Source organism: Curtobacterium sp. MCSS17_008 (assembly GCF_003234185.1).
GTDB lineage: Bacteria > Actinomycetota > Actinomycetes > Actinomycetales > Microbacteriaceae > Curtobacterium.
The window spans coordinates 59,544-85,649 of the sequence record NZ_QKSM01000007.1 but is presented as its reverse complement, the minus strand read 5'-3'; the positions used below and the strand labels follow the sequence as shown (position 1 = coordinate 85,649).

Below are 26,106 nucleotides of genomic sequence, written 5' to 3'. Positions count from 1 at the left end.
GTGCCGGTGCCAAGATCCGGTCAGGGTGGTGCGTCCTGCATGCCTGACCGAGGAGCACCATGTCCCGTCGTCCGTCGTCCGCCCGGGCCGCTGCGGCCCTCGCCGCACTCGTGGTCCTGCTCACGCCCGCCGTGCCCGCGGCGGCCACCACCGCCGCCGGTGCCGGTGCCGGTGGTTCACCCCCGCCCCGTGCCGCGACACCGTCGACGACCGTCGGCCTTGCGATCGAGGTCGCGGCGGACGGCCGCGGTCCGTTCACCCCGGACGACCCGCCGGGAGGCGACAGCGGACCGGCGAACGGGGTCGTCCGGACCCGTGACGCCGTCACCTACCGCGTCACCGTCAACGCCGGCAGCGGGACCGCGCACGACGAACGCTTCGTGCTCGAGGCCCCGGCGGGCACGAGCTGGGCGGAGGTCCCGCTCGCGTGCCACGCCCCCGCCTCGGGGATCGAGGGGCAGCGGCTCACCTGCCACCTCGGCGACGTGCCGGAGGGCCACGTCGTGGCCGTGCCCGTCGTGCTCGACGTCTCCGGCGACCTGCGGAACGGTGACCGCATCGCGGTCACCGGCACCGCGACCGCGGCGGACGCAGCGGAGACCGCACCGGTCACGTCGGCGACCACCACGGTGTCGGCTGCAGCTCGCTACAACCTCAGCAAGACCGCTGTCGGCTCCGTCCTCCGCACCGACGTCCCCGGCCCGGACGGCACTCCGGGGGTCCAGCTGCTGTACCCGATCACGGTGGACTGGCAGCCCGTCGTGTCCGGGCAGGGTCTGCTCGGCTTCGAGCGGAGCACCGGCGACATGGTGTTCCGGGACGACCTGTCGCACCTGCTCGGCGACCGGCCGTCCGGTGCGGTGCTGTGGAACGACGGTCGTCCTGCGTGCGGTCGGAACGGCGAGGACGGCGTGCAGTTCGGCGGCCTGCCCGGCGGACGCGGCGGCGGTGACCGCGCGGTCGCCGACTCCGGCACGATCACCTGCACGCAGTCCGGCCCGGGGAAGGACGTCGACGTGACGATCCACGGCGCCGTCACCGACGCGGCGCGGGTTCCCGGTCACAGCGTCACCGGCGGTCCGGTCAGCGGCGGCGCGAAGGCCTACGTCGTCAGCGGGTGGATCTCCTTCTGGATGCCGACGCCCGCCCCGCCGACGTCCGTCGACTCGGTGAACACGTTCACCCCCCTGCAGACCACCTCGGTCAGCGGGGCGCCGAACTTCCCCGGCGGCACCGAGCCCGCCGCCGACAACAGTGCGACCCGGAACCTCGTCGAACTGGGCCCCGGAACCGCGTGGAAGCGCTTGTGGCGCCTCGGCGGCGACGGCTCGACCGTCACCGCCGGGTCCGCCAAGGAGGGCGACCCCTGGGCGACCGGCGGCACCCTGCTGCGCAGTGACGTCGGCATGACGAACACCGGGCTCGCGCCGTACGACGACGCTGCGCTCTGTGACACCTTCGACCGACGGACCCAGCGTCTCACCGCGGTCGGCGGTCGTGCACCGGCCTGGACGTCCGGGTTCGAGCACGCCCGTGTGCAGTACGCCGCCTACGACATGACGTCACCGGCCGCAGGACAGGTCCGCACCTGTGACGACGCCGACGGCCCCTGGTACGACCACCCCGAGGACGTCCCGGGCGGGATCGGCGCCGTCGGCGCCGTGCGCGTCACCGGCGAGGTGCGCGGCGGAGCGAGCGGCGGGCTGTACTCCACGGTGACCACCCGTCGTGCCGCGGACGGCACGCGGGCCTACGACTTCGCGCACGCCCGCTTCGGCGAGCACCGGCCCGGCTGGCTGCACGACCAGCAGGACCCCGAGCTCGGAGCCGGCGGCCTGGCGGACAGCGTCGTGCTCACCGAGGACCTGGCCCGGGTCAGCAAGGCCGTGGTCGACCCCGGGCACGATGCGGGTGACACCCCCGACCGGACGAACGCCGTGGTGCCGGGGAACACGGTCGACTTCGCCGTCCGGCCGACCCTGACCAACGGCTTCTCCGACGGCGACCCGACCACGGTCACGGTCCGCGACGTCCTGCCCGCGCACACCTCGTACGTCGCCGACAGCGCATCCGTGGTTCCCGAGGTCGACACCGTCGAGGGCGCCGACGGACAGCAGCACCAGCGCCTGACCTGGACGCTGGCGGACGTGGAACCGAACAGCGTGATCGCGCCGATCACCTACACCGCACGGGTCGACCGCTCGGCGCCCGCCGGGTCGATCACGAACACCGTGACCGTCGAGGCACCGACCGACCGTTCTGACGAGCGGTGGCGCACCGCGCAGCGCGCTCTGCGGGTCGTGACCACCGGCGGCGTCGGGGTCGAGGCGCGCACGCCCGCACCGGTCGTCGTGGCCGGCGACCACCTCGAGTGGGACCTGGACGTCACGAACACCGACGACACGCCCGTCGACGACGTCGACCTGATCGACGTGCTGCCCCACCACGGTGACACCCGCGGCTCGGACTTCCACGGCACGGTCGGACTCGACGCTCCGGTGCAGGCCGACCCGGACGGGCAGGAGACCGTCCGGTACACCGGCGCCGCACCCGACGACGTCTCGCTCGACGGCGCAGACCCGAGCAACCGGCCGGGCGGATCGACACGGTGGTGCACCGAGGCCGAGCTCGGCACCGCAGGGTGCCCGGGGACGTTCGCAGCGGTGACCGCCATCCGCATCGAGCGCGCGGCGCCGATGCAGACCGGCGAGACCGTCACGCACCGGCTCACGCTCGCCACGAGCGGCGAGCACGACGGCGACCACTACGTCGACCGGTTCGGGCTACGGGCGTCGAACCTCGCGTTGCCCGTGCAGTCGAACCCGGTGACCGTCCGGGTGGTCGCGGGAGCGGTCGGTGACCGGGTGTGGGACGACCGGAACGCCGACGGTCTGCAGGGAGACGACGAACCGGGTGTCGGCGACGTCCCGGTCGAGCTCACCGGGACGGATGACCACGGGGACGCCGTCGAGCGCCGCACGACGACCGACGAGCAGGGCGCGTACCTGTTCGACGGGCTGCGCCCGGGTGACTACCGGGTGCGGTTCACGGCACCGGACGGTACGGAGTTCACCGAGGAGCACGTCGGGGACGACCCGGCGCTCGACTCCGACGCGGGGGCTGACGGAGCGACGCAGGCGATCGTCCTGGGGCGGGTCACGGACGCGGAGGGAGCGCTCGAGGGCGTCCACCGGGACACGACGACCGACGCCGGCATCGTGGTCACGGGCACGGACCCGGGCGACGGCGACGGCGAGGACACGGGAGATGGTGGCGGCCCCGGGGACGGCGGGTCGGACGGGGACCGGCCTGGTGACCGCCCTGGTGGCGGTCACGGTCAGGGCACCGGCGGGGCAGGAGCGGGGAGCACCGAGCATGCCGGCCCAGCACCGGGTGCCGGAGCCGACCGGCTCGCGTTCACGGGGACGAGCATCGGAGCCGCCGTCGTGCTGGCACTCGCCCTGCTCGTGCCCGGGGCCACGGTCCTGGCCGCGCGGCGGCGGGTCCGGCGGTCGCTGGACTGAGGTGGGAGGTCGGCGGGACCGGTCGTCGTACGACGGTCGGTCCCGCCGCTGCCGCCGCCCGCTCGACGCGCCGTGCGCCGGTCGAGGACCGCGGGCGGCACTAGCGTCGTCACGTGGACCGACACCCGGAGGCCGCCCTCGGCGGACGCGCAGACGAACGGATCGTGGGGGCGTACGACGACCGCGCGGACGAGTACGCCGAGCTCCTGGGATCGATGCGGGCTGTCCACCCGGAGGACCGGGCTCTGGTGGAGGACTGGGCCGACGGGTTGTCCGGCACGGTGGTGGACGCCGGCTGCGGGCCGGGCCACTGGACAGCACACCTCGCCCACCGAGGCCACAGCGTGATCGGTCTCGATCCCGTCCCCCGGTTCGTGGCACTCGCCCGTGCTGCGGCTCCCGAGGTCGACTTCCGCCTCGGGACGATCGAGTCGACCGGACTGCCGGACGGTGGTGTCGGCGGGGTCCTGACGTGGTACTCGCTCGCGCACCACGAACCGGCACGGCTGCCGGCCGCCCTCGCGGAGGTCCGGCGGGTCCTGGCCCCGGGCGGCGGACTGCTCGTCGGCTTCTTCGAGGGGCCGGCGCTGGAACCGTTCGACCATGCGGTGACCACCGCGTACCGGTGGCCGGTGGACCGGATGACGGCCGACCTGGACGTCGCGGGCTTCACGGTCGAAGCGGTGCACCGACGGACGGACGTGGGAGCGCGCCCGCACGCTGCGGTGGTCGCCCGACGGCGCTGATCCCGGGTGTTGACCCCCGTCGCCGATCCTGGGTGCCGTCCGACGGTGCGCGTCGCAGCTGCCACCTCGGCACTTCGCAGATGCCGCCGAAACTCATCACGGCTGCCACCCGGGGGTGACGAGTCCGGTCTCGTAGGCGAAGACCACGAGCTGTGCACGATCGCGGGCGCCGAGCTTGATCATCGCTCGTGACACGTGGGTCTTCGTGGTCATCGGACTGACGAAGAGCCGTTCGGCGATCTCGGCGTTGGTGAGACCCAGCGCGACCAACTGCATCACCTGGCGCTCTCGTTCGGTGAGCACGTCGAGTGCCGGCGCGAGCGCGGACGACTTCGCGTGCGTGGCGTACGCGGCGACCAGGGAGCGGGTCGCTCTGGGCGACAGCAGGGACTCCCCCGCGTGCACGGTGCGGACCGCTCGGAGGAGCTCGGCCGGCTCGGTGTCCTTCACGAGGAAGCCGGCCGCACCGCCGCGGATCGCCTCGAACACGTAGGCGTCCTCCTCGAAGGTGGTGAGGATGACGACGTGCACGGTGTCGAGCTCCGGGTCGGCGGAGATCCGCTGCGTCGCGACGAGACCGTCCGTTCCCGGCATGCGGATGTCCATGAGCACGACGTCGGGGCGCTCCCGCCGCACGATCTCCACCGCGGCGTCGCCGTCGCCGGCCTCCCCCACGACGGCCATGCCCGGCTCCGCGTCGACGAGGGCGCGGAGACCGGCGCGGATGAGCACCTGGTCGTCGACGAGCACGACGCGGATGGTCTCCTCGGTGGAGTTCACGGATGCACCTCGGTCTCAGGCCCGGTCCTGGTCTCGGTCCCGGTCTCGGTCTCGGTCTCGGTCTCGGTCTTCGTGGACGCGGTCGTCCCGCGCGCCGCAGCCTCGATCGACACGCCGCTCCCGGAGCTGGCACCTCGAGCGAGGACCGGCAGACGCGCCGTCACCCGCCAGCCGCCCGTCGCGGTCGGTCCGGCCGAGACGATGCCGCCGACTGCACTCGCTCGCTCCCGCATGCCGACGATCCCGTTGCCGGTCGCCCCGAGCATCGGCGGAACCGTGGCGGCGTCACCGGTCCGGTCGCTCGCCGGAGCGTCCTCGACGAGCAGGTCGACCACGTCCTGCCCGATCTGCACTCCGATGCTCACCCGGTGGTCGGGAGCGTGCTTCATGACGTTCGTCACGGACTCCTGCACGATGCGGAACGCTGTGCGATCGGTCGTGCGGTCGAGCGCCGAGGGCTCGCCGTCCACCCGGGCCTGGAGGTCGATCCCGGCTGCACGTGCGCGATCGACGAGGTCGGTCAGTCGGTCGAGCCCCGGTACCGGCGTCCGATGCGACCGGTCGCCGCCGCGAGCGACGCCCTGCCCGTCCCGCTCGTCGTGCCCGTCGTGCCCGTCGTGCCCGTCGTGCCCGTCGTGCCCGTCGACCGAGCGCAGGACCCCGAGGATCGTGCGGAGCTCCACCAGGGCGTCGCGGCTGGTGTCGCGGATGTCGGCGAGGGAGCGACGGGTCTGCTCGGGCAGCTCGGCACCGAGGTGGAGTGCGACCCCGGCCTGGAGGTTGATGAGCGACATGCTGTGCGCCACGGAGTCGTGCAGTTCGCGGGCGATCCGCACCCGCTCGTCCCGAGCACGCTCCTGCTCCGCCGCGGCCCGTCGGCGCCGCCGCTCGGCGACCCGGTCGAGCCGGACCCGGACGAGCTCCGCGACGGACAGTGTCACCGCGACCCAGGCCACCGTGAGGACGACCGCGTCGAGGTTCTGCCCCGAGGTCCGGCCGAGCACGGTGCCGACGCCCGGCAGCACGACCGCGGCCGTTCCCAGGACCACGACGACCGCCGCCCGGCGCCCGCGGATCCAGGCGTTCACCGCGGCCATGGTGAGGGCGGCGACGAAGGGCCCACGCGGGCTGACGAGCAGCGCGTACCCGATCGTCGTCGCGAGCGTGGCGACGAGGACCACGGTCGGCCAGCGCCACCGCCACGGCAGGACCAGCACGCCGGCGACCAGGAGCGCGATGGCGACCGGTCCCGGGTGGACCACGTCGGCCAGCGCGGCTCCGGTCCCCTGCGGCAGCCACGGTGGCCCGCTCCGCGCACCGCCGGGCGCAGCACTGGGCAAGCGTGCTGCGAGCAGCGTGCCGCCGATCTGCACCAACGCGATCGGCAGGACCCGGCCGACCCGAGCGAACCGACCCGCACCGTCCCAGCGGCGGTCGTCGGCCACCCGGGAGGTGACGGTCGGGGCGCGGTGCATGGTCCGAGCCTATGGTCGCGCCGGGAGCTCGTCATCGGGTGGCCGCAGGAGCTGTGGACTACTCCCCCGGGAGTACCTATCTGTGCAGGAACGAGCGCGGTACGACCGCGGGAGCAGCCGCGAGTGGGGCTCCGTGGCGGACGCGGGACGAGCCTCCAGGCCGGACGCTGGGAGGGTCGCCGGGACCGGCGACGCGACCTGACCAGGAGGCCATCGTGCACACCGCTCTCTCGACCATCGCCGCCGTCGGCCCGTACGGGCACGGCGGCGGGTTCCCGTTCTTTGTCCTCCCCGCGTTCTTCCTGCTCGTGTTCCTGGCGGCGTTCGTCGTCTTCGGCGTGCTGCGGCGTGGCGGCTGGCGCGCGCGGTCGGACGCCCGCGCGGTGCTCGCGGACCGCTTCGCCCGCGGCGACATCGACGCGGACGAGTACCGCGCGCGACTGTCGGAGCTCAGCCGGAGGTGACCGACAGTGCCGACGTGATCGTCGCCACGGTGTCGTCGACCGAGCCCTCGATCGACACCGCGACGGCGGCCTCGTCGGGCTGCGGGCGCTCGAGGGTCGCGAACTGCGAGTCGAGCAGTGACGTCGGCATGTACTCGTGGTGGCGGTGGGACTGCCGCTCGGCGATGCGTTCGCGCGAGCCGTCGAGGAAGGCGATGACCAGGTCGGGCGCCGCGCTCCGGAGCCGGTCGCGGTAGGCCCGCTTGAGGGCGGAGTTGGCCATGACGCAGCGGCGGCCCGACGCCTGCACCTCGGCGATCCTGGCGGCGCACGCGTCCAGCCAGGGCCAGCGGTCCTCGTCGGTCAGCGGCGTTCCGTGCCGCATCTTCTCCTTGTTGGCGGCGGGGTGCAGGTCGTCGGCGTCGACGAAGGTGCTCGGCTGGTCCTGGTCGGCGAGCGCGTCGGCGAGGGCCTGGCCGATCGTCGACTTGCCGGAGCCGGAGACCCCCATCACGAGCACGGGCGGGAGGACGTCGCGGTCGGTCATCCCTCCACAGTATGGGCGTCGCCCGCTTCCCGTCCCCAGTTGCCGGAACACCCGTGCCGACCCAGGCCCGCGGACGTACCGTGGGCGACAGGGACGTCAGGACGAAGGAGACTTTCGTGGCAGAGAACGAGCAGACCGGAGACGGCGGCAAGGCGAACATCGGCGTGGTCGGGCTGGCGGTGATGGGGTCGAACCTGGCCCGCAACCTCGCGTCGCGCGAGGGCAACACGGTCGCTGTGTACAACCGCACCTACGCGCGCACCCAGGAGCTCACGGACGAGCACGGTGACATGGGGTTCATCGCGTCCGAGGACATCGACGGCTTCGTGGCGTCGCTGTCGAAGCCGCGCACGGCGATCATCATGGTGCAGGCAGGCAAGGGCACCGACGCCGTCATCGGACAGCTCGCGGAGCGGTTCGAGGAGGGCGACATCATCGTCGACGGTGGCAACGCGAACTTCCACGACACCATCCGTCGGGAGCAGGACCTGCGCGAGAAGGGCCTGAACTTCGTCGGCACGGGGATCTCCGGTGGCGAAGAGGGCGCCCTGAAGGGGCCGTCGATCATGCCCGGCGGTTCGGACGAGGCCTGGGAGACCCTCGGCCCGATCCTCGAGTCGATCGCCGCGGTCGCCGAGGGCGAGCCCTGTGTCACCCACATCGGTACCGACGGCGCCGGGCACTTCGTGAAGATGGTCCACAACGGCATCGAGTACGCCGACATGCAGCTCATCGCAGAGTCCTACGACCTGTTGCGCCGCGCCGGTGGCCACTCGGTCGACGAGCTCGTGCAGATCTACGAGCAGTGGAACGAGGGCGACCTGGAGTCGTACCTGATCGAGATCACCGGCGAGGTCCTCAAGCAGCAGGACGCGGACACCGGCAAGCCGCTCGTCGACGTCATCCGCGACGAGGCCGGTTCCAAGGGCACCGGGGTCTGGACCGTGCAGAACGCGGTCGGCCTCGGGATCCCGGTCTCCGGCATCGGCGAGGCGGTGTTCGCCCGCGCGGTGTCGTCCAAGCCGACGCAGCGAGCCGCCGTCCAGGCATCCGTCAAGGGTCGGCCTGACGTCGTGGACGTCCCCGACACGTTCGAGGACGACGTCCGCGCAGCGCTGTACGCCTCGAAGGTGGTCGCGTACGCGCAGGGCTTCGACCTCATCATCGCCGGGGCGAAGGAGTACGACTGGGACATCGACCTCGGCAGCGTCGCGAAGATCTGGCGCGGCGGCTGCATCATCCGCGCGCAGTTCCTCAACCGCATCGTCGAGGCGTACGACAAGAACCCGGAGCTCGAGTCGCTGCTCGTCGACCCGTACTTCGCGAACGCCGTGGCCGAGGGCGAAGCGGCGTGGCGGCGCATCGTCGGCATCGCCGCGGCGTCGGGCATCCCTGCGCCGGGCTTCTCCTCCGCGCTGGCGTACTTCGACTCGCTCGCGTCCGACCGGCTGCCGGCGTCGCTGATCCAGGGCCAGCGCGACTTCTTCGGCGCGCACACCTACCAGCGCGTCGACAAGGACGGCACGTTCCACACCATGTGGTCCGAGGACGGCCGCCGCGAGGTCGAACAGGAGCCCTCCACGCACTGATCGAGACCGTGTGCGACGGGCCCCGCCGGACGGCGGGGCCCGTTCGTCGTCCGCCGGCGGGCACCGGCCGGGGCGCGAGCGGACCGGGCTCGTGCGGGGCACCGGACCCAGGGGCGAGCGGACCGGGCTCCTGCGGGGCGCGGGATCAGGCGACGATGCGCTCACGAGCGAGGTCGGCGACGAGACGCTCGAGCCGCGGGCCGCGTCCGAGCAGTCGCCGCGACCCGGGCGCCGCGCGGACGAAGAAGGTGGCCACGGCTGCGGTGTCGTCCGGCCGCACGTAGTGGATCGCCACCGCGCTCGCGTTCCGTTCACCCATGACGTCCTCGATGCCGACGTGCACCATGCGGCTCCACCGGATGACGAGCAGGCGGGTGGCACGACGCTCCTCGAGCTCCCACAGCGACGCCTCGGTGGCCCCGAACGCCCAGGTCACCCGGTCGCCGAGCGTGACCTCCGGACGCGCGGCGTGCACGTCCGCACGGAGCTCCGGGGTCGGCGCCGCGGGGACGAGCCAGACGGTCGGGTCGATGCGCCGGATCGCGAGGGCGAGCGCCGCGTCAGCACGACGACGTCGGAGGGTCTGCGCACGGACGCCTGCCACGACGACCGCGACGACGCCGAGGGCGATCGCCGCCAGTTCGGCGATGGCGAAGAAGGTGAGGTCGGTCTGCGGCGCGGCCGACACGACCACGATCCGCGAGACGAGCAGCGCCGTCCACACGCCGACGATGCTCCACCGCAGGACGGTGGAGCCACGGGCTGCCGACCAGGGCGATCGCGTCCGGTGCGACCTCGATCGACGCGACCCCGACCGACGTGGTCGGCCCTGACGGGGCACGCGGTCTGGTCGGTCCAACACGTCCCCGATCCTCGCACGGCCCTGTCGACTCCCGCTGTCCCGGTGCAGTGAACGGTCGTCGAACCGCTCCGGTTGTCAGCGCTTCCCGGTGCACGCGACCTACGCTGCACGGGTGAGCACGACAGCGTCCCGGACCACGGAGCAGGCGACGGCGTCCGAGCCGGTCCACCGCCCGGCGCTGCTCGCGGCCGCCTGCGGTGTCGTCGCGTTCGTCGCCTTCCTCGCGGTCGCCGAACTCGGCGCGCTCGTCCTCGGCGGCGCCGGCAGCCCGCTCGTGGCGGTCGGTTCCGCGGTCATCGACCTGGCACCACCGGCCGCCAAGGACCTCGTGGTGGGCCTCTTCGGCACGGGCGACAAGGTGGCGCTCTTCGTGCTCATGGCGGTCGTCTCCGTCGTGGTGTGCGCGGGCGCCGGTGTGCTCGAACGGGCACGTCCGCCGTTCGGCGCCCTCGTCTTCGCGGCGGGTGGCGCGCTCGCCCTGTTCGCCGTCACGACCCGTTCCGGCAGCGGGACGTGGGACGGCGCCCCGACGGTGCTCGGTGTCGCCGCCGCTGTCCTCGTGCTCCGCGTCCTGCTGCAGCGGCTCCGGCGGTGGGAAGCCGCGGCTGCCGTCCCCTCCGCCTCCCCGCGCGCCGCTGCGACCGAACGGCGTGCCTTCCTGGTCTGGGGCATCGCGACCGCTGCCGCGTCGGTCGTCGTCGGTGGTGCTGCGCGCGTGGGCACCGCCGCGATGCAGGCCGCGGCCGCCGCGCGGCGTGCCGTGGAGCTGCCCCGAGCGGCCACCCCCGCGCCGGAGGTCCCCGCCGGTGCGTCGCTCGACGTCGCGGACATCACGCCGTACGTCACGCCGAACGCGGACTTCTACCGCATCGACACCGCGCTCCGGGTGCCCTCGATCGACCCGGCGGACTGGACGCTCCGGATCCACGGTGCCGTCGACCGCGAGGTCGAACTCACCTGGGACGAACTCCTCGCGCTTCCCCTGCAGGAGCACATGACGACGCTCAGCTGCGTCTCGAACGAGGTCGGCGGCGACCTCATCGGCAACGCGCTGTGGTTGGGGTTCCCGATCCGCGAACTGCTCCGGCGTGCCGGGGTGCAGGACGGCGCCGACATGGTGCTCTCCCGCAGCGTGGACGGGTTCTCCGCCGGCACCCCGCTCGACGTCCTGCAGGACGAGGGGACGGCCGCGCTCCTGGCGGTGGGGATGAACGGGGAGCCGCTGCCGCCCGAGCACGGGTTCCCGGTCCGGATGGTGGTCCCCGGACTCTTCGGGTACGTCTCGGCGACGAAGTGGGTGACCGAGCTCGAGGTGACCCGGTTCGCGGACGCGCAGGGGTACTGGACCCCGCGAGGGTGGTCGGAACGCGGGCCGGTGAAGCTCGAGTCACGCATCGACACCCCGCGCGGTGGTGCCGCGCTGACGGCGGGGAAGCCGGTCGCGGTCGCCGGTGTCGCGTGGCAGCCGCACACCGGGGTGAAGGGGGTGCAGGTGCGCGTCGACGACGGTGCATGGGAGGACGCCACCCTCGCCGAGTCGGTGTCGGCCGACACCTGGCGGCAGTGGGTGTACCGCTGGACGCCAGAGGCGGGCGACCACCGGATCCAGGTCCGCGCCGTCAGCGCAGACGGTCAGGTGCAGACCAGCGTCGAGCGACCTCCGACCCCCAACGGCGCCACCGGCTGGCACACCGTGCAGGTCAGCGCCGGCTGACGGACGCCGTGCCTCGCGTCGCGGGCCCCGATGGGGAGAGGACCACCGCGCCGACGGACCGCGTCGACGAGGCGGACGTGGACCTGGCCGCCGACCCCCGCATCGCGTGCTCGCACGCTCCGCCGGACTCCACGACGAGAACGCTTCAGGCGGGGAGCTCCGCGACGACGCAGGTACCGTCGACCGTGTCGTCCGTCTCGACCGACACGGCGAACCCCGCCTCGGCGAAGGCCGCCACGGACTCCGGTGCCTGCGCAGCGGACACCTCGATCACGACGGCCCCACCGGGACGAACCCACTCCCCGGCCCCCGCGGCGACCCGGCGGTGCACGTCGAGCCCGTCGGGCCCGCCGTCGAGGGCGATCCGCCGTTCGTGCTCCCGCGCCTCGGACGGCATGGTCTCGACGGCTTCGGAGGGCACGTAGGGGGCGTTCACCGCGATGACGTCCACGGTGCCGCGGAACCGGTCCGGCAGCGGCGCGAACAGGTCGCCGAGCACGACGATCCCCCGGTCCCCGATGTTCTCCGCTGCGACGTCCACCGCGTCCGGGTCGATGTCCGCGGCGACCAGGTCGAGCGCACCGACGCGGCCGAGCAACGCCACCGAGATCGCGCCGACACCGCAGCACAGGTCGACCACCCGGTCGTACCGCTGCAGGCGTCGAGCGGCCTGCTCGACGACGACGACGGTGCGTGTCCGGGGCACGAACACCCCGGGTGCGACCCGGACGCGGTGCCCGTCGAACCCAGCCCAGCCGAGCACGACCTCGAGTGGCTCGCCGGCGAGCCGTCGCTGCACGAGGCCGCGCAGCTTCACCGGGTCGCCGTCACCGGCCTCGAGCAGCAGGTCCGCCTCGTCCTCGGCGAACACGCTGCCGGCGGCCCGCAGACGAGCGGCCAGTGCGGCACGCGCCGGGTGGACGGGAGGCACGGGTCAGCCCGCCGGTCGGGTCACGCGGAGCGCGCGGCCGGCTCGGCTACGCGGCACCGTCGAACATCGACGTGACGGAGCCGTCGTCGAAGACCTCGTGGATCGCGCGGGCGATCAGCGGCGCGATCGGCAGGACCTCGAGACGGTCCCAGCGTTTCTCCTCGGGCAGCGGCAACGTGTCGGTGACGACGACGCGGTCGATGAACTCGCTCTGCAGGAGCTCGGTGGCCGGGTCGGAGAACACCGCGTGGGTCGCTGCGACCACGACGCCGGTCGCGCCGTTCGCCTTGAGCGCCTCGGCCGCCTTCGCGATGGTCCGCCCGGTGTCGATGAGGTCGTCGACGAGCAGGCAGACGCGGCCGGAGACGTCACCGACGATCTCGTGCACGGAGACCTGGTTCGGCACGAGCGGGTCGCGGCGCTTGTGGATGATCGCGAGCGGGGCGCCGAGCTTCTCGGACCAGATGTCGGCGACGCGCACGCGGCCCATGTCCGGCGAGACGACGGTCAGCGTCTCCGGGTCGAGGATCTCCTGGAAGCGCTCGAGCAGCACCGGCATGGCGAACAGGTGGTCGACGGGGCCGTCGAAGAAGCCTTGGATCTGCGCGGCGTGCAGGTCGACGCTCATGATGCGGTGGGCGCCGGCGGCCTTGAACAGGTCGGCGACGAGCCGCGCCGAGATCGGCTCGCGGCCGCGGCCCTTCTTGTCCTGACGCGCGTAGGGGTAGAACGGCGCGACGACGGTGATGCGCTTCGCGGAGGCACGCTTCAGCGCGTCGACCATGATGAGCTGCTCCATGAGCCACTCGTTGATCGGCGCCGTGTGCGACTGGATGACGAAGGCGTCGCAGCCGCGGACCGACTCGTCGAAGCGGGCGTAGAGCTCACCGTTCGCGAAGGTCCGTGCATCGGTGGGGACCAGGTCCACGCCGAGCTCCTCGGCGATCTGTGCCGAGAGTTCCGGGTGGGCCCGACCCGACACGAGGACGAGTCGTTTCTGGCCGGTGGTCTTGATTCCGGACAAGTGCGGTGCTCACTCCCTGACCCGCTCGGGGCCTCGTTGTTCGACCCGACCGCCGTCAGATCTGTTCGCCGTGCGCGCGCCGAGCCGCCTCGGCCGCCGGCGAACCGGGCCGGTGTTCCTCGACCCATCCGTCGGTGTTGCGCTGCGGGGCGTAGCTGATCGCCAGCGACCCGGCCGGTACGTCCTTGCGGACGGTCGTACCCGCGCCGGTGTACGCCCCGTCACCAATCCTAACCGGGGCGACGAACACGTTGTGCGAGCCGGTGCGGACGTGCGAGCCGACCTCGGTGCGGTGCTTGTGCACACCGTCGTAGTTCGCAGTGATGGTGTTGGCGCCGATGTTCGACTCCTCACCGACCTCGGCGTCCCCGATGTACGACAGGTGCGGCACCTTGCTGCCACGGCCGATCACCGCGTTCTTCGTCTCGACGAAGGTGCCGATCTTGCCACGCTCGCCCAGGATCGTGCCGGGGCGCAGGTAGGCGAAGGGACCGACCGAGGCGCCGTCACCGATCACCGCGAGGGTGGCGTCGACGCGGTTGACCACCGCACCGGCACCGACCTCGGTGTCGCGGAGGGTGGTGTCCGGTCCGACCACGGCGCCGGCTGCGACCGCCGTGGCGCCGACGAGCTGCGTGCCGGGCAGGATCTCGGCGTCGGCCTCGATGGTGACGTCGAGGTCGATCCAGGTGGTCGCGGGGTCCTGCACGGCGACACCGGCGACCTGGTGGCGGCGGACGATGCGGGCGTTCAGTTCGCGGGCTGCGTCGGAGAGCTGGGCGCGGTCGTTGATGCCGGCGACGAGCCAGGGGTCCGTCAGGGTGACGACGTCGACGGCCCCGCCGCGCTCGATGACGAGGGCCGGTGCGTCCGTGATGTACTTCTCGCCCTGCGCGTTCGCGGTGGTGAGCGACGGCAGGACCGCGCGCAGCTGCGTGACGTCGAAGGCGTAGATGCCGGCGTTGTACTCCGTGATGGTGCGCTGCTCGTCGGTGGCGTCCTTGTGCTCGACGATGCCGACGAAGGCACCGGACGCGTCGCGGACCACGCGGCCGAGCCCGGTCGGGTCGTCGGCCATCGCGCTGACGAGCGTGACGGCGTTGCCGACGTGGGCGTTCACGAGCGTGCGGAGCGACACGGCGTCGAGCAGCGGGACGTCGCCCGACAGCACCACGACCGTACCGTCGAAGTCCGCGGGCAGCGCCTGCACGGCGACCTCGACCGCGCGGCCGGTGCCGGGCACGTCGTCCTGGTCGACCACGATCGCCTCGGGGGCGCGCTCGGCGACCTCGGCGGCGACCCGGTCACGCTCGTGCCGGACGACCACGGCGACGTGCTCGGGCTCGAGCGAGGCGGCGGTCCGCAGCACGTGCGCGACGAGGGGCAGCCCGGCGAGACGGTGCAGCACCTTCGGGGTGGACGACTTCATGCGCGTGCCCTGCCCGGCGGCGAGGACGACGACGGCGATCCGCTGGTCGGTCATGCCTCCATCCTGGCCCATGCGCTGCGGCAGGGCGCACGGGCCGGACCGGACGACCTACGACGCCGCTGGCTCCCGCCTGACGAAGGCCATGAGCACGAGGCCTGCGACGAGCACCACGACCACGCCGATGATGCCGAACCGTGTCGAGCCCCCGATCGTCACCGCGACGCCGAAGAGCGCGGGTGCGAGGAACGACGCCGCCCGCCCGGTCGTCGCGTACAGCCCGAACAGCTCCCCCTCTCGTCCCGGTGTCGCGAGTCGCGCCAGGTACGCCCGCGACGACGACTGCACCGGACCGACGAACAGTGCCAGGGTCAGCCCGAGCACCCAGAACCCGGCGGTCGCGTCGCCGATGAGGAACACCCCGACCCCGGTGAGCGCCAGCCCGACCAGCGAGACCGTGATGACCGCCCGCGATCCGAAGCGGTCGTCGAGCCGGCCGGAGGCGAACGTGGCGATCCCGGCGACGACGTTCGCCGCGATCGCGAACAGGATGACCATCGAGGGGCTGAACCCGAACACCTGCGCGGCCACGATCCCGCCGAAGGTGAAGACGGCACCGACGCCGTCGCGGAACACCGCGCTCGCGAGCAGGAAGACCAGGACGTTCCGTCGCTCCCGCCACAGCCGTGCGACGTGGCGACCGAGGTCGCGGTAGGCGCCGAGCAACCCGCCCGTGTGGGACCGGTCCGGGGCCGCCTCGGGCACGGTCAGGAAGAGCGGGATCGAGCTCACCGCGAGCCAGACCGCGGCGATCCCGACGGCGACGCGGACGTCCCACGAACCGGACGCGACGGTCGAGGGCAGCTGCAGGAGCCCGGCGACGCCCTCGACGCCGAAGTCCTGGATGCACAGCAGGAGCAGGACGACCAGCAGCACGATCCCGCCGAAGTACCCGGCCGCCCAGCCGATCGCGGACACCCGACCGGTCTGCGGACCCGACGCCACCTGCCCCAGCATCGCGTTGTACCCGACGGTCGCGATCTCGTAGGCGACGGTCCCGATGCCGAGCAGCGCGGCGCCGAGCACCAGGGAGGGCTGCTGCGGCGCGACGAACACCATGGCCCCGATCGACAGCGCGACGCCGATGGTCGCGACGAGCACCGACCGGCGGCGGTGCCCGGATGAGTCGGCGAGTCGGCCGACCGCGGGGGCGACGAGCGCGACGACGATGCCGGCGAGGGTGAGGGCCGTCGACACGGTGGCGGCGTTGTGGGCGAGCTCCCGCTCGACGGCACGTGCCGCCTCGGGCGAGGAGCCCTCTGCCGCGACGAGCTCCGGGTCGACGAAGGCGCGGCTCGCCAGGTAGGTGCTGAAGACGAAGGTGGTGACGACGGCGTTGAACGCCGCGGACCCCCAGTCCCAGAGTGCCCAGGAGACGAGGGCCCGCCGGTCGGTGCGCTGCGGCACTGCCGCCGCCGGTGTCGCGGTCATGGGCGAACCGTAGCGCGTCGCGGTGTCGACACGGTGCCCCCGGTCCGGGCGGGTCGGCCGGACGCGACCGGGGGACGGACGGGAGGCGCGGTGCAGGCTGGCACCGCGCCTCCCGTCCGGTGACGGGTCACCGGCAGCGCGCGACCCCGGTCGCGGGCGTGTGGAGCGGTCACTCGGCGGCGGGGACGCCGTTCGGGTACACGACCGACTTGAGCGAGGCCGCGTCCGTGTCGCTCTCGAGGGCCTCGCGGACCTCGTCGAGACCGAACCGACCCGTGACCAGCGCGTCGAGGTCGACCTGCCCCGAGGCGACGAGGCCGATCGCCACCGGCCACGTGTTCGTGTAGCGGAAGATGCCGGTGACCGTCACCTCGAGGTTCTGGATGTGCTCGACCGGCAGCACCATCTCGGAGTTGCCGAGCCCGACGAGCACCGCGGCACCGGCCGGTCCGACGGCCTTGATGCCGTCCGACACGGCACGGGGTGCGCCGCTGGCGTCGATGAACGCGTCGACGGGCACGATGTCCGAGGTGACGTCCACGGCGACCGGGTCGACGACCTCGGTCGCGCCGAAGGACAGGGCACGCTCACGACGCTCGGGGACGAGGTCGCTGACGACGACGCGTGTCGCCCCGAACGCCCGCGCGACCTGCGCGCAGATCACACCGATCGGTCCGGCGCCGGCGATGAGGACGCTCGAGCCCGGGACGATCCCGGCCTTGCGCGCCGCGGCGATGCCGACCGAGAGCGGTTCGAGCAGTGCGCCGGCCTCGAACGACACGGCGTCCGGCAGCGTGTGCGCGAACTCGGCCTCGATCGTGACGTACTCGGCGAACGCGCCGTCCACCGGGGGCGTCGCGTAGAAGCGCATGTGCGGGCAGAGGTTGTAGCGGCCGGCCAGGCACTGCGCGCAGCGGTGGCACGGGCGCTGCGGTTCGACGGCGACGCGCTCGCCGACCCGGGCGGGGTCGACGCCCTCGCCGACCGCGGCGACGGTGCCGGACAGCTCGTGACCGAGGACGAGGGGCTCCTCGACGACGAAGTCCCCGATGCGGCCGTGGCGGTAGTAGTGCACGTCGGAGCCGCACACGCCGACGGCAGCGACGCGGACGAGCACGTCGCCCGGTGCGACGGCGGGCACGGGGCGGTCCTCGACGGTCAGGTCCTCGGTGCCGAGCAGGACGCTCGCGCGCTGGTGGTCGGGAGTCTGGGTGGTCATGCGCATCTCGCTTCCTCGACCGCGTCGTCGCGGTCGGCTGTGGTGTGGTCGCTGTCGGTCGTGGTGCGGGCGCACGCCGTCGGCAGTGCGCCGTCGCGGAGCAGGTCGGCGAACCCGAGCTCGGCGGCACCGCGTACCAGGACGTCACGTCCGAGGGCCGCGGGCACGATGCGGAGCCGGTCCGTCATCGCCGCCATCGTCTGCGCCCGGACGTCGTCCTCGACGCGGTCGCCGACGTGGCCGAGCAGGACGCCGAGGAACCCGCCGAGCACGACGACCTCGGGATCGACCGTGTGGATGGCGTTCCGCAGCGCGGTGGCGAGCGCGGTCACCTGGCGGTGGACCACCCGCTCCACCTCGTCGCGCCCCTCGGCCAGGGCCGCGGCGAGCGCGTCGAGGTCGTCCGGTGCGGTGCCCGTCACGGCGGTCAGGGCCTCGCGCGACGCCTCGGTCTCGAGGCACCCGACCGCGCCGCAGTGGCACCGGACGCCGTTCGCGGCGACGAAGGTGTGCCCGAGTTCGCCGGCGTACCCGTCCGCGCCGCTGAAGGGTCGCCCGGCGCTGACGATCCCGCCACCGATGCCGCTCGCGCCGCCGTTGAGGTACACGAGGTCGTCGACTCCGCGCGCGCTGCCGTACAGGCGCTCGGCCCAGGCGCCGACGTTCGCGTCGTTCGCGGCGCGCACCGGCAGCCCGAGACGGCCGGCGAGCGGTCCGGCGAAGGGCTCGTCGCGCCAACCGAGGTGCGGGGCGTCGCGGACGACCCCGTCCTCGACGCGGACGATGCCCGGCACGGCCACGCCCACGCCCACGAGTCGCAGCGAAGGGTCGGCCCGCTCCGTCAGGGTGCCGAGCACGCGGGCGACGGCGTCGATCGCGGCGGCGGCACCGGGGACGTCGGACTGCGGTTCGACGAGGCGGTCGCGCACGGTGCCGTCGAGCGCGACGAGGGCCACCGCGACGGCGTCGATCTCGACGGTCACCGCGGCGGCCACCACGTCGCTCGACGCCCGGACGATGGCGCTCGGCCGTCCGACCCCCGCGGGACGGTCCACCCCGGCGCCCGGGAGCTCCTCGTGCACGAGCCCCTGCTCGACGAGTTCCCCGACGAGCGCCAGGACCGTCGAGCGGTTCAGCCCTGTCCGACGGGTGAGCTCGGCGCGGGTGACCGGGCCGCCCTCGTGCACGATGCGGAGGACGCGCGCGACGTTGCCGGGCGTGGTCGTGGCCGTGCGGGCCATGGGTCCTCCTCGTGGTGGGGTGGTGGGTTCGGGGGGCGTACGGAGTTTCCCAGAACGCCTGCGATGGGAGGCGGGAACGGGCGTACTCGGCGGTTCCGGAAGGCCAGGTACGCCCGTTCCGGCCCGGTACGCCCGGAAGCGCGGGGCTCGCGCGGGCGCGGGACCCGCGCGGGCGCGCGCTCAGCGCGAGCGGGAGAACGCGGCGTCGAAGGCCGCGTCGGGCGGCGCGATCGTGCCGAGGCGTCGCACGAAGGCGAGCGCCTCGGGGCCGCCGACGAGCCGGTCCATGCCGGCGTCCTCCCACTCGACGCTCGTCGGCCCGTCGTACCCGATGTGGTTCAGCACGCGGAACACCCGCTCCCACGGCACGTCCCCGTGTCCGGCGGTGACGAAGTCCCACCCGCGCCGCGGGTCGCCCCACGGCAGGTGCGACGAGAGCCGTCCGTTGCGACCGTCGAGCTGCTTGACCGACTCCTTGCAGTGCACGTGGTAGACCCGGTCGGCGAAGTCGAGCAGGAACGCGGCGGGGTCGAGGTCCTGCCAGACGAAGTGCGACGGGTCGAAGTTGAAGCCGAACGACGGACGGTCGGCGAACACCTCGAGCGCGCGCTTCGCGGTCCAGTAGTCGTAGGCGATCTCCGAGGGGTGCACCTCGAGCGCGAAGCGGACGCCGACCTCCTCGAACACGTCGAGGATCGGCGACCAGCGGTCGTGGAAGTCCCGGTACCCGGCGTCGATCATCGCCGGCGGCACGGGCGGGAACCCGGCGACGGTCTTCCAGATCGACGAGCCGGAGAAGCCGGTGACGGTGTCGACACCGAGTGCCGCTGCGGCGCGTGCGGTCCACTGCAGTTCCTCGGCCGCGCGCTGCCGCACGCCCTCGGGGTCGCCGTCGCCCCACACGTGCGGCGCGAGGATGTCCTCGTGCCGCTGGTCGATCGGATCGTCGCACACGGCCTGGCCGGTCAGGTGGTTCGCGATCGTCCAGACCTGCAGCCCGTTGCGTTCGAGGACCGCCTTGCGGTCCGCCACGTACTCCGGGTCGGTCGCGGCGCGCCGGACGTCGAGGTGGTCGCCCCAGCAGGCGATCTCCAGCCCGTCGTAGCCCCACTCGCCTGCCAGTCGGGCGACCTCCTCGAAGGGCAGGTCCGCCCACTGCCCGGTGAACAGCGTGACCGGCCGCGCCTGTCCCGTCGGCGCCTCTCCAGTCGGCCGGGAGGCGCGGGTCCCCTCCGTCTCGCCGGTTCCGTCCGTCGTCGTCATCGTCGTCGTCCTTCCTCGCCTGTCGTGTCGTGTCGTGTCGTGCTGCTGCTGCTGCTGCTGCTGCCGAGTCTGGCTCACCAGGAGCCGGGTGTGGCGTCTGCCGGCACGGTGTCGGGGCGATCGACGCGCGACCGGACCTCGACCACGGTGTGCTCGCGGGCCGCGGTGGACACCGCCTCCATCACCTCGAGCACGTGGAACGCGAGGTCGCCGGACGCGCGGTGCGGCCGGTCCGTCGCGATGGCGTGCGCCATGTCCGCCAGGCCGTAGCCGCGTCCGGCGTCGGTGTACCCGGCGCTCGTCGGCAGGTCCCGCCACTCGCGGGTGCCGGCGTCGGCGATCGAGACCGTGTCGGAGAACCGGTTCGGGTCGGGGACGCCGAGGGTGCCCGCGGTGCCGTACACCTCGAACAGCGGTGCCCTGGTCGCCCAGACCTCGAACGACACCGTGACCGTGGAGACGACGCCGTTCGCGTGCTCCAGGACCGCGACGACGTGCGTGTCGATGTCGACCCGGAGCGGGGTGCCCGCGGCGGATCCGGTCGCGATGGTGCGCTCGCGGTCCGACCGGGTCGAGGCACCGCTCACCCGCACGACGGGGCCGAAGAACGACACGAGGCTCGTCAGGTAGTACGGCCCCATGTCGAGGAGCGGGCCGCCCCCGGGCTGGTAGTAGAAGGCCGGCGCCGGGTGCCAGAGCTCGTGTCCGGGCGCCGACCACGACACTGCGGCCCCGACCGGGCTCCCGATCAGTCCGTCGTCGAGCGCTGTGCGCGCGGTCTGGATCCCGGAGCCGAGCACGGTGTCCGGCGCGCTGCCGACCCGCAGGCCCGAGCGTCGGGCGAGGTCGAGCACGGGCTGTGCCTCGGCCGTCGACATCGCGAGCGGCTTCTCGCCGTACACGTGCTTGCCGGCCTCGAGGGCTCGCGTGGCGATCTCGGCGTGCGCCGCCGGGATCGTCAGGTTGAGCACGACGTCGATGTCTGCCGCGGCGATCAGCTCGTCGACGCTCGTGCCCCGCACGCCCTGCGCGCCGCCCACCGACTGCGCCCGGTCGACGTCGATGTCCGCGACCGCGGTCAGCTCGAGCCCGGGCAGGGCCGGGAAGTGCTCGAAGTACTGCTGGCTGATGACGCCGACCCCGACGACCCCCACCCGCAACGGTCGGTCGTTCACCGGGCTGCCCACAGGAGTCCCCTCTCGATGATCGTGCGGAGCGGCTGCGACGCGACGACCTCCAGCCGGTGCCCGGGCGCCGAGACGAACACGCGTCCCTCGCCCCACTGCCGGGTCCAGATCGCGGGCGCGGTGACCGGACGGTTCCAGGCGTCGAAGTCCCGGGCCTCCTGCGTGGTCGTCGCCAGCACGTCGTTGTACTCGTCGGAGAGCACCCAGTACTGCTCGGTCACGAGGTCGAAGTCCTCGATGCCCTGCGTGATCGGGTGCTCGTGCCCGGCCTCGGTGATGTGCACCGTGTACGGGATGTAGTTGTCGGATTGCTCCCCGGTGCGCTCCGACGGGTGCTTGCCCGCGTGGTGCGCGAACTGCCCGCCGATCATGTGCAGGTAGTCCGCGGTGTTCCGGAACGCGTCCGCGATCCCGCCGTGCCACCCGGCGAGCCCGGCGCCGCCGAGCACCGCCTGCTGCAGTCCGGCGAACTCGTCGTCCGCGATGGTCGACATCGTCACGATCTGCACGATGAGGTCGACGTCGGCCATGACCGACTCGTCGGCGTAGACGGCGGTCGAGTCCGACACGTGCACGTCGAAGCCGTTGTCGCGCAGGAACGGGACGAACAGGTCGGTGGTCTCGACGGGCATGTGCCCGTCCCAGCCGCCGCGGACGACGAGGGCGCGCTTCCTGTCCGCCACTCAGATCACCGTCCAGGCGCTGCCGTCGGCCGCGCTGCGCTCGACCGCGTCGAGGACGCGCTGCACGTGCAGGCCGTCCGCGAACGACGGCTGCGGGTCGGTGCCGGCGATGATCGCCTGCACGAAGTCGGCGACCTGGTGGCTGAAGGTGTGCTCGTAGCCGATGAGGTGCCCGGTCGGCCACCATGCGGCCATCCACGGGTGCTCCGGCTCGGTGACGAGGATGCGGCGGAAGCCCTGCTCCCCGGCCGGTGCCGACGACTCGTACAGGCGCAGCTCGTTCATCGACTCGAGGTCGAACTGGATCGCGCCCTCGGAGCCGCTGATCTCGAGCGTCAGGCCGTTCTTCCGGCCGGTCGCGTAGCGCGTCGCCTCGAAGGTGCCGATCGCGCCCTCGGCAGCGCCGCCCGTGAGCCGACCGAGGAAGAACGCGGCGTCGTCGACGGTGACCTGCCCGCGCTCGGTCGACGCGGTGCCGGAGAGCCCGACGCCCTCGGCCATGAGCGGCCGCTCGTGCACGAAGGTCTCGAGCGTGCCCGACACGGTGGACAGCTGTCCGCCCGTGACGTGCTCGACGAGGTCGATCGCGTGCGCACCGATGTCGCCGAGCGAGCCGGAGCCGGCGAGCGCCTTGTCCAGGCGCCAGGTCATCGGACCGTCCTCGTCGGCCAGCCAGTCCTGCAGGTAGAGCGCGCGGACCTGGCGGACGGTCCCGATCCTCCCGTCCGCGACCAGCTGGCGGGCGAACGCGATGGCGGGGACGCGACGGTAGCTGAAGCCGACCATCGCACGGACACCGCGCTCGGCGGCGGCCTGCGCGGCGGCGGACATCGCCTCGGCCTCGTCCACGGTGTTGGCGAGCGGCTTCTCGCAGAGCACGTGCTTGCCGGCCTCGAGCGCAGCGATCGCGACCTCGACGTGCGAGGACCCGGGCGACACGACGTCGACGACGTCGATGTCCGGGTCGGCGACGACCTGCCGCCAGTCCGTCGACGCTGCCTGCCACCCGTACTGCCGCCGCGCGGCCTCGGTGCGCTCGGCGTCGCGGCCGACCACCACGGCCATCTCGGGCTCCACCCCGAGGTCGAAGAACCGCGGCGCGGTCCGCCACGCCTGGGAGTGCGCCGCCCCCATGAAGCCGTGCCCGACCATGGCGACCCGCAGTCGACCCGGTCCGTGTCCGTCGTGTGCCATCCACTCGCTCCTTTGCGATCCGGTGTTGCCAGGATCCACCCTACCGCTTATGTTGGGCGCGGCAACATTTTGTTTCGACGACGAACGGTGATCCACCATGGCAACGACGCCCACCCGCGACGACAAGTTCTCCTTCGGTCTCTGGACCATCGGCTACAACGGCTCCGACCCGTTCGGCGGCCCGACCCGTCCCGCGCTGGACGTGGTCGAGGCGGTCGAGAAGCTCGACGAGCTCGGCGCCTACGGCCTGACCTTCCACGACGACGACCTGTTCGCGTTCGGCTCGACCGACGCCGAGCGCCAGACGCAGATCGACCGCCTCAAGGGCGCACTCGATTCCACCGGCATCGTCGTGCCGATGGTCACGACGAACCTGTTCTCGGCCCCGGTCTTCAAGGACGGCGGCTTCACCTCGAACGACCGCGCGGTCCGCCGCTTCGCGCTCCGCAAGGTGCTCCGCAACCTCGACCTCGCCGCCGAGCTCGGCGCGAAGACGTTCGTCATGTGGGGTGGCCGCGAGGGCTCGGAGTACGACTCCGCCAAGGACGTGCAGGCCGCGCTCGAGCGCTACCGCGAGGCTGTCAACCTGCTCGCCCAGTACGTCACCGACAAGGGCTACGACATCCGCTTCGCCATCGAGCCGAAGCCGAACGAGCCCCGCGGCGACATCCTCCTGCCGACCCTCGGCCACGCGATCGCCTTCACCGAGACGCTCGAGCGTCCGGAGCTGTTCGGCATCAACCCCGAGGTCGGCCACGAGCAGATGGCGGGCCTGAACTTCACGGCCGGCATCGCCCAGGCGCTCTACCAGGGCAAGCTCTTCCACATCGACCTCAACGGTCAGCGCGGCATCAAGTACGACCAGGACCTCGTGTTCGGTCACGGCGACCTGCAGAACGCGTTCTCGCTCGTCGACCTGCTCGAGCACGGCGCCCCGCAGGGCGGCCCGGCGTACGACGGCCCGCGCCACTTCGACTACAAGCCCAGCCGCACCGAGGACATCACCGGCGTCTGGGACTCGGCGAAGGCGAACATGCGCATGTACCTGCTCCTCAAGGAGCGCGCGCAGGCGTTCCGCGCCGACCCCGAGGTGCAGGAGGCCCTGTCCGCCGCGAAGGTCGACGAGCTGAGCACCCCGACGCTGGGCAGCGGCGAGTCGTACGACGACTTCCTCGCCGACCGCTCGGCGTACGAGGACTTCGACGCCGACGCGTACTTCGGCGGCAAGGGCTTCGGCTTCGTGCGCCTGCAGCAGCTCGCGATCGAGCACCTCATGGGCGCTCGTTGAGCCAGCAGCTCGTCGCCGGGGTCGACTCGTCGACCCAGTCCTGCAAGGTCACCATCCGTGACGCGTCGACCGGTGCGGTCGTCCGGGAGGGGCGCGCGTCCCACCCGGACGGCACGTCCGTCGACCCGCGCCACTGGTGGGACGCGCTCGGCACCGCGATCGCGGACGCCGGCGGGTTCGACGACGTCGCCGCCGTCGCGATCGCCGGGCAGCAGCACGGCATGGTCGCGCTCGACGCCGACGGTCGTGTGGTCCGCGACGCCCTGCTCTGGAACGACGTCCGCAGTGCGGACGCGGCCGCGCAGATGGTCGAGGAGCTCGGCCGGGAGGCATGGGTCGCCCGCACGGGTCTCGTCCCGGTGGCCTCGTTCACCGGCACGAAGCTGCGATGGCTCCGCGACGCGGAAGCCGAGAACGCGGCCCGGGTCGCCGCCGTGGCGCTCCCCCACGACTGGCTGTCGTGGCGGCTGCGCGGGTACGGCCCGGCGGACGAGAGCCCGCTCGGGCCCGACCTGGACGCCCTGGCGACCGACGGCTCGGACGCCAGCGGCACCGGCTACTGGGACCCCGTGCGGCGGGAGTACGACCCGGAGCTGTTCGAATCGGCACTGGGCCGTCCGATGCGCCCGGCACAGACGGGGGACGACGACGCGGTCGTGGTGCCGCGGGTCGTCGCGCCGGACGAGGCGATGGGCACGCTCGACGTCGACGTCGAGCTGCCGGGCGGTGCGGTCGCCCGCGCCGGACTCGTCGTCGGCCCGGGGCTCGGCGACAACGCCGGGGCGGCGCTCGGGCTCGGGCTCGGTCCGGGCGACGTCGCGGTGTCGCTCGGCACGAGCGGCACCGTGTTCGGGGTCACCGACACCGAGGTGACGGACCCGAGCGGGACCGTGGCGGGCTTCGCCGACGGGACCGGGTCGCGCCTCCCGATCGTCACCACGCTCAACGCGGCCCGCGTGCTCGAGGTGATCGGCGGACTCCTCTCCGTCGACCACGGCGAGCTCGGCGAGCTCGCGCTGCAGGCGCCGGCCGGGGCGGACGGGCTCGTGCTCGTGCCGTACTTCGTCGGCGAGCGCACGCCGAACCGGCCGGACGCCACCGCCTCGCTCGTGGGCATGACGCCCGCGACGACGGACCGGGCCCACCTCGCCCGCGCCGCCGTCGAGGGCATGCTGTGCGCCCTGGCCGACGGGCTCGCCGCGGTCGAGGACACCGGCGTCACCGTCGAGCGGCTGCTGCTCATCGGCGGTGCCGCGCGGAACGAGGCCGTCCGTGCCGTCGCCGCGCAGGTGTTCGGACGCGACGTGTCGATCCCCGAGCCGGGCGAGTACGTCGCCGCCGGTGCCGCTCGTCAGGCCGCGTGGGTGCTCGGCGGCTGCCTTCCCTCGTGGGAGGTCTCGGCCACCGTGGTGCCCGCGGACCCGCGGCCCGAGGTGCTCGAGCAGTACCGCGCCGCCGCGCGCTGAGGCCGGCTGCGAC

The 26,106-nt window shown here is 73.1% G+C and carries 21 protein-coding genes; 7 read left to right on the top strand and 14 right to left on the bottom strand.

Annotation, left to right across the window (positions count from 1 at the left end; translation table 11 throughout):
* Positions 1–59 precede the first annotated feature (59 nt).
* Both DEJ23_RS09295 and DEJ23_RS09290 read left to right on the top strand, forming a co-directional pair.
* A complete protein-coding gene (locus tag DEJ23_RS09295) occupies positions 60–3,524 on the top strand; it encodes an SdrD B-like domain-containing protein (protein ID WP_111239973.1) in 3,465 nt (1,154 codons plus the stop codon).
* 113 nt (positions 3,525–3,637) lie between these two features.
* Positions 3,638–4,270 carry a class I SAM-dependent methyltransferase gene (locus DEJ23_RS09290; protein ID WP_258375404.1) on the top strand — a complete coding sequence of 211 codons (633 nt, stop codon included), beginning with the start codon at positions 3,638–3,640 and terminating at the stop codon, positions 4,268–4,270.
* Positions 4,271–4,366: 96 nt separating this feature from the next.
* Here the strand turns inward: DEJ23_RS09290 and DEJ23_RS09285 are convergent, their stop codons facing one another.
* Positions 4,367–5,050, bottom strand: coding sequence for a response regulator transcription factor (locus tag DEJ23_RS09285; protein ID WP_258375403.1), 684 nt, complete (start codon positions 5,048–5,050; stop codon positions 4,367–4,369).
* Positions 5,047–6,525, bottom strand: coding sequence for a sensor histidine kinase (locus DEJ23_RS09280; protein WP_111239972.1), 1,479 nt, complete (start codon positions 6,523–6,525; stop codon positions 5,047–5,049). Before DEJ23_RS09280 ends, DEJ23_RS09285 begins: the two co-directional genes overlap by 4 nt.
* 215 nt (positions 6,526–6,740) lie before the next feature.
* Here DEJ23_RS09280 and DEJ23_RS09275 point away from each other — a divergent pair, with 215 nt between their 5' ends.
* The gene (locus DEJ23_RS09275; protein ID WP_258375402.1) at positions 6,741–6,989 is read left to right on the top strand and encodes an SHOCT domain-containing protein; all 249 of its coding nucleotides are present in this window, start codon (positions 6,741–6,743) and stop codon (positions 6,987–6,989) included.
* Here DEJ23_RS09275 and DEJ23_RS09270 read toward each other — a convergent pair.
* Positions 6,976–7,515 carry a gluconokinase gene (locus tag DEJ23_RS09270; protein ID WP_111239971.1) on the bottom strand — a complete coding sequence of 180 codons (540 nt, stop codon included), beginning with the start codon at positions 7,513–7,515 and terminating at the stop codon, positions 6,976–6,978. The two genes, DEJ23_RS09275 and DEJ23_RS09270, sit on opposite strands and share 14 nt — an antisense overlap.
* Positions 7,516–7,631: 116 nt before the next feature.
* Between DEJ23_RS09270 and gndA the strand changes: the two genes are divergently transcribed.
* The gene (gene gndA, locus DEJ23_RS09265; protein WP_111239970.1) at positions 7,632–9,104 is read left to right on the top strand and encodes an NADP-dependent phosphogluconate dehydrogenase; all 1,473 of its coding nucleotides are present in this window, start codon (positions 7,632–7,634) and stop codon (positions 9,102–9,104) included.
* Positions 9,105–9,249: 145 nt separating this feature from the next.
* Here the strand turns inward: gndA and DEJ23_RS09260 are convergent, their stop codons facing one another.
* Positions 9,250–9,828 carry a hypothetical protein gene (locus DEJ23_RS09260; protein ID WP_111239969.1) on the bottom strand — a complete coding sequence of 193 codons (579 nt, stop codon included), beginning with the start codon at positions 9,826–9,828 and terminating at the stop codon, positions 9,250–9,252.
* A gap of 250 nt (positions 9,829–10,078) precedes the next feature.
* On the opposite strand from DEJ23_RS09260, the gene DEJ23_RS09255 reads away from it, so the two are divergent.
* Positions 10,079–11,680, top strand: coding sequence for a molybdopterin-dependent oxidoreductase (locus DEJ23_RS09255; protein WP_111240046.1), 1,602 nt, complete (start codon positions 10,079–10,081; stop codon positions 11,678–11,680).
* A 145-nt stretch (positions 11,681–11,825) separates the two neighbouring features.
* Here DEJ23_RS09255 and DEJ23_RS09250 read toward each other — a convergent pair whose 3' ends face one another.
* The 10 genes from DEJ23_RS09250 to DEJ23_RS09205 all read right to left on the bottom strand — a co-directional run bounded on the left by DEJ23_RS09250 (position 11,826) and on the right by DEJ23_RS09205 (position 23,339).
* Entirely contained in the window at positions 11,826–12,611 is a 786-nt protein-coding gene (locus DEJ23_RS09250; protein WP_111239968.1) for a putative protein N(5)-glutamine methyltransferase, read from the bottom strand.
* Between the two features lie 46 nt (positions 12,612–12,657).
* Positions 12,658–13,635 (bottom strand): ribose-phosphate diphosphokinase, encoded by a 978-nt coding sequence (locus DEJ23_RS09245; protein WP_111239967.1) that lies wholly within the window; start codon positions 13,633–13,635, stop codon positions 12,658–12,660.
* Positions 13,636–13,690: 55 nt separating this feature from the next.
* Positions 13,691–15,118, bottom strand: a complete 1,428-nt coding sequence (gene glmU / locus DEJ23_RS09240; protein WP_111239966.1) for a bifunctional UDP-N-acetylglucosamine diphosphorylase/glucosamine-1-phosphate N-acetyltransferase GlmU — start codon at positions 15,116–15,118, stop codon at positions 13,691–13,693.
* Between the two features lie 54 nt (positions 15,119–15,172).
* Positions 15,173–16,552 (bottom strand): MFS transporter, encoded by a 1,380-nt coding sequence (locus DEJ23_RS09235; RefSeq protein ID WP_111239965.1) that lies wholly within the window; start codon positions 16,550–16,552, stop codon positions 15,173–15,175.
* Positions 16,553–16,721: 169 nt separating this feature from the next.
* Positions 16,722–17,771: an NAD(P)-dependent alcohol dehydrogenase gene (locus DEJ23_RS09230; RefSeq protein ID WP_111240045.1), complete on the bottom strand. Its 1,050-nt coding sequence runs from the start codon at positions 17,769–17,771 to the stop codon at positions 16,722–16,724.
* The gene (locus tag DEJ23_RS09225; RefSeq protein ID WP_111239964.1) at positions 17,768–19,012 is read right to left on the bottom strand and encodes an ROK family transcriptional regulator; all 1,245 of its coding nucleotides are present in this window, start codon (positions 19,010–19,012) and stop codon (positions 17,768–17,770) included. The genes DEJ23_RS09230 and DEJ23_RS09225 overlap by 4 nt, the downstream gene beginning before the upstream one ends.
* A 180-nt stretch (positions 19,013–19,192) precedes the next feature.
* Positions 19,193–20,275, bottom strand: coding sequence for a sugar phosphate isomerase/epimerase (locus DEJ23_RS09220; RefSeq protein ID WP_258375401.1), 1,083 nt, complete (start codon positions 20,273–20,275; stop codon positions 19,193–19,195).
* A gap of 74 nt (positions 20,276–20,349) precedes the next feature.
* Positions 20,350–21,462, bottom strand: a complete 1,113-nt coding sequence (locus DEJ23_RS09215; protein ID WP_258375400.1) for a Gfo/Idh/MocA family protein — start codon at positions 21,460–21,462, stop codon at positions 20,350–20,352.
* A complete protein-coding gene (locus tag DEJ23_RS09210; RefSeq protein ID WP_375342270.1) occupies positions 21,447–22,094 on the bottom strand; it encodes a ThuA domain-containing protein in 648 nt (215 codons plus the stop codon). Before DEJ23_RS09210 ends, DEJ23_RS09215 begins: the two co-directional genes overlap by 16 nt.
* Before the next feature lie 51 nt (positions 22,095–22,145).
* Positions 22,146–23,339, bottom strand: coding sequence for a Gfo/Idh/MocA family protein (locus DEJ23_RS09205; protein WP_258375399.1), 1,194 nt, complete (start codon positions 23,337–23,339; stop codon positions 22,146–22,148).
* Positions 23,340–23,436: 97 nt separating this feature from the next.
* On the opposite strand from DEJ23_RS09205, the gene xylA reads away from it, so the two are divergent.
* Both xylA and DEJ23_RS09195 read left to right on the top strand, forming a co-directional pair.
* On the top strand, positions 23,437–24,627 hold the full coding sequence (gene xylA, locus DEJ23_RS09200) for a xylose isomerase (protein ID WP_111239962.1): 1,191 nt from the start codon (positions 23,437–23,439) through the stop codon (positions 24,625–24,627).
* The gene (locus DEJ23_RS09195) at positions 24,624–26,093 is read left to right on the top strand and encodes an FGGY family carbohydrate kinase (protein WP_111239961.1); all 1,470 of its coding nucleotides are present in this window, start codon (positions 24,624–24,626) and stop codon (positions 26,091–26,093) included. The genes xylA and DEJ23_RS09195 overlap by 4 nt, the downstream gene beginning before the upstream one ends.
* Positions 26,094–26,106: the final 13 nt, after the last annotated feature.